Source organism: Anaeromicrobium sp. (genome assembly GCF_025210435.1).
Taxonomy (GTDB): domain Bacteria; phylum Bacillota; class Clostridia; order Peptostreptococcales; family Thermotaleaceae; genus Anaeromicrobium.
The window spans coordinates 1-3,456 of the sequence record NZ_JAOART010000099.1; the positions used below are offsets into that span (position 1 = coordinate 1).

4 protein-coding genes are annotated in these 3,456 nt (G+C 26.9%); all 4 read right to left on the reverse strand.

What is annotated here, in order from left to right; genetic code table 11:
- Nucleotides 1-118: 118 nt before the first annotated feature.
- The 4 genes from N4A57_RS12145 to N4A57_RS12160 all read right to left on the reverse strand — a co-directional run bounded on the left by N4A57_RS12145 (nt 119) and on the right by N4A57_RS12160 (nt 3,209).
- Nucleotides 119-703 (reverse strand): hypothetical protein, encoded by a 585-nt coding sequence (locus N4A57_RS12145; RefSeq protein ID WP_293658263.1) that lies wholly within the window; start codon nt 701-703, stop codon nt 119-121.
- A gap of 55 nt (nt 704-758) precedes the next feature.
- Nucleotides 759-1,559, reverse strand: coding sequence for a polysaccharide deacetylase family protein (locus N4A57_RS12150; RefSeq protein WP_293658264.1), 801 nt, complete (start codon nt 1,557-1,559; stop codon nt 759-761).
- Between the two features lie 113 nt (nt 1,560-1,672).
- Nucleotides 1,673-2,365: an acyltransferase gene (locus N4A57_RS12155; RefSeq protein ID WP_293658265.1), complete on the reverse strand. Its 693-nt coding sequence runs from the start codon at nt 2,363-2,365 to the stop codon at nt 1,673-1,675.
- 46 nt (nt 2,366-2,411) lie between these two features.
- Nucleotides 2,412-3,209, reverse strand: a complete 798-nt coding sequence (locus N4A57_RS12160) for a polysaccharide deacetylase WbmS family protein (protein ID WP_293658266.1) — start codon at nt 3,207-3,209, stop codon at nt 2,412-2,414.
- Nucleotides 3,210-3,456 lie beyond the last annotated feature (247 nt).

The following is a 3,456-nucleotide window of genomic DNA, read 5'->3' on the forward strand; positions in this document are numbered from 1 at the left end:
TGATTATGAGTTTTAAAGCGAAAGTCTATATTATGCATAAATTCCATCCTCTCTTTATTCTCTTACTTCTATAATAATGGAATTTATGATAGATTTTTATACTTTATATTTGGTAAAATTAGTTATGCGAAATATGAGTTATTAACTGAAGTGTTTTATATTTTTTTGATAAGTTCTCAACTACATCTATTACTGAACATCTATCATATATTACATCTGGCACTGGAAAGTCCTTTTCCTTCCATTTATTATCTTTATATTCAAAATAATAACCATGAAGCTTATTATGTGCATAACTAATATCTCGTGGTGTTAGAAAGTAAAGTAGGCAATGTGCCTTTCTATTCTCTTTTGCATATATTTGAGCACTTATATGAGGTTCTCCTTCTTTAATGGCGGCTACATATCTGCTATTTTGGATTATTCCAACTACAGGTCCCAAGTAAATATCATTATCCTTTTTCCATATATTCAAAGTTATATCAAACAACAGACATAATTTATTTACTATATCTTGAGATAAATACATACTTTTAGAGTCATTATCTTTATTAGGTTTTACATATACCTTTTTACTTAATTGTCCCACATGAAGACCATATTTAATTTCTTCCTTTAATTTTAACGTGTTAAATATATCTTTTGGAATAAAACATGTTTTGGAATCACTATTTTTTGTTAAAAATTTTATATGAATAAACACATGCTCACTTCCTCTTAATATAAAATTACCTTTTACAAAATCTACTGAATTATGACTAGGTGTTGTTATTTTTAGTAACTTTAATTATTTTTTGGATAAGTTTATCTGCATTTAAAAAAGTATGCCCAATTCTTAAAACTATCTTAGAGTTTGAATTTTCTTGATTAACCCCTTCATTAATTGTTATAAAATACTTAAATCCACATGATTCAGAAATATTTATAACTCTATTATTAAAATGACCAAAGGGAAAACTTAATACATCTGGATATTCTCCAATATATTTATATATAATTTCTCTTGATTTTTTTAAATCATATCTAATTCTTTTTATATAATTTTCCTCACTTTCGTAGCCTTTAATTTCATCATAAATTCTATGAGCTAATGATCCTTTTTTATTTAAATAAGGATCTATATATACTAGATTATGATTGTCATGGGTATGTGATTGAATGTCTACAAGACCACTTTTATACATTTCTTTTATTTCAGGTGGAGTCAAAAACTGTATTTTATTAGAAGATGATTTAATACTTTCTGTTGTACTAGTTATTATAAAATTAACTGCAGGCATATTATATTTTTTTAATATTGGATATGCATAACTATAAAAACTTTTAATACCATCATCAAAAGTTATTACTACGGCATTAGGAGGCAACTTGCTTTTTCCAGCCATTGCATCTAGAAGTTGTCTTAATTTTATTATATTGAATTTTTTATTCTTAAGTTCTTTTAAATGTGATTCAAATTTATTAGGACTTATTGAAAGACAATTATTTATTCTATTACTTATATTATGGTATATTAGTACCACAGCTTTATCTCTATAATAAATGGAATTATTGTCCATTTGAATTCCTCCAAAATTGTCTAGTTTTTAGTTTATTAAAATAATCCATATAAGATGTATCCTCATATAGGCATAAGTTTATTTAATGGGATTAAAATTTGTATTTTTTATTTTCACACATTAGTTTTTTTCACTCTTGCAGGTATTCCCATTGCCACAGTTCCACTAGGGATATCCTTTGTTACTACAGATCCAGCTCCAATTACTGAATTTTCTCCAACTGTAACTCCTGGCAAAAAAATAGAATTTCCTCCTATTTTACATCCCTTCTTAACACAAGGTCCTGATGTGGTATCTAATTGCTTTCCACTCAAGCGCATTTCATTATCATTAGTAAAAATTACACCTGCACTAATAAAAACATCATCCTCTAGTGTTAAGTAAGAGCCTAAACATGCATTGTCTATAATTTTTGTTCTTTTTCCAATGGTAACGCTATGATTTACTGCTACATGTCTTCCTATTGTAGCATGGTCATCTATTTTACATTCTTCACGTATACTACAATAGTCACATAGTAAAACATTATCACCTATAATAGTCCCTATATATACTACAGCTCCTACCCCAATGGAACAATTTTTTCCTATTACTAGATTTGAATAATCATTTTTTAATTTATGAACCAGGTTACCTGCAGATTTAGGTGGTCTTCCGAGGACGGCATTATCAAATATTTCTGTATTGTCACCTACTATAGTATTATCATATATGGTCACATTGTTATGGATAAGAACATTTTCACCTATATGACAGTTTTTCCCTATATTAAAATTATTTCCTATTTTTGCAGTTTTACTTATCATTTTATACACCTCTTTTATTACCTTCAATTAATATTTATAAATTTAGTTATTCTAAACAATTATGAATCTTAATATTTTCGTATAATTCTTTCAAAGTATAAATTTTATAATTATTCTTATTAATAAATTGAAATAAATCAATTAAAAAATCTCTAATACCTAATCCTCCATATTTCAATTTTTCAAAATCCTTATTAGTTAATGAATTCCATTCTTCACGAGATAAATGATCCTTTACTTTTTGAGCGTATGAAAAATTTGGAGAATTTAAAACCATGTGCATTGGATGAATATTTATTACCATTAACCCTGGAGAATCAAATGATTTTTTTTCAAGGGAATTAAAGTTTAAGCTTTTCTCATGTAATAAATATGCTCCATCTTCAAAATAGACTGGAAATCTTATTAGTCCAGATCTGTGTATAAAAGGATTAATTTTTTGTAAAAGTGTACATAGATTAGAATCATAACGAAGGCCAAGTTTGTAAAAAGCCTCAGTTATGTCATTAACATCATAATATCTATGTGATCTGAAACAATCTGTATTAGGTAATAGATCCATACAGTAATCAATTACTTCAGTATATGAATTCCCATGGCTACTACCACTAATAAAGTTAGGGTGAATACCTGCATCAATACTACCTTTTTCTATTAGACTATATAAAAACTCACTTCCATGTGTTAAGAAATACATAGGCTTTATTTTATGTTGTTCCAATATGCTATGACAATACTTTATGGCATCCTCTGAAGCCCAGTCCACGTCAATAGTAAAAGAAAATATTGGTTCATTTTTCCATATATCTGATATATTATTATTTAATTTTTCATCTACATTCATAATTACTACACCTGCTTTGTAATTAATTTATTTCCACTACATATTATGAAACTATAGATAGATTGGTTACTTTTACATATGTACTCTAGGATATTATGATTGAAAAAAATAATGGTGTAATCTCAAACTTAGTTACGTAAGTTTTGTACAAAAATAGTCTATTCTTTTGGATAATTATTCTTTGGTATTTTAGGCAAAAAATAACTAAAGGTAATACCATATCCCTTATCGAAGTAGTGTTTTCCCA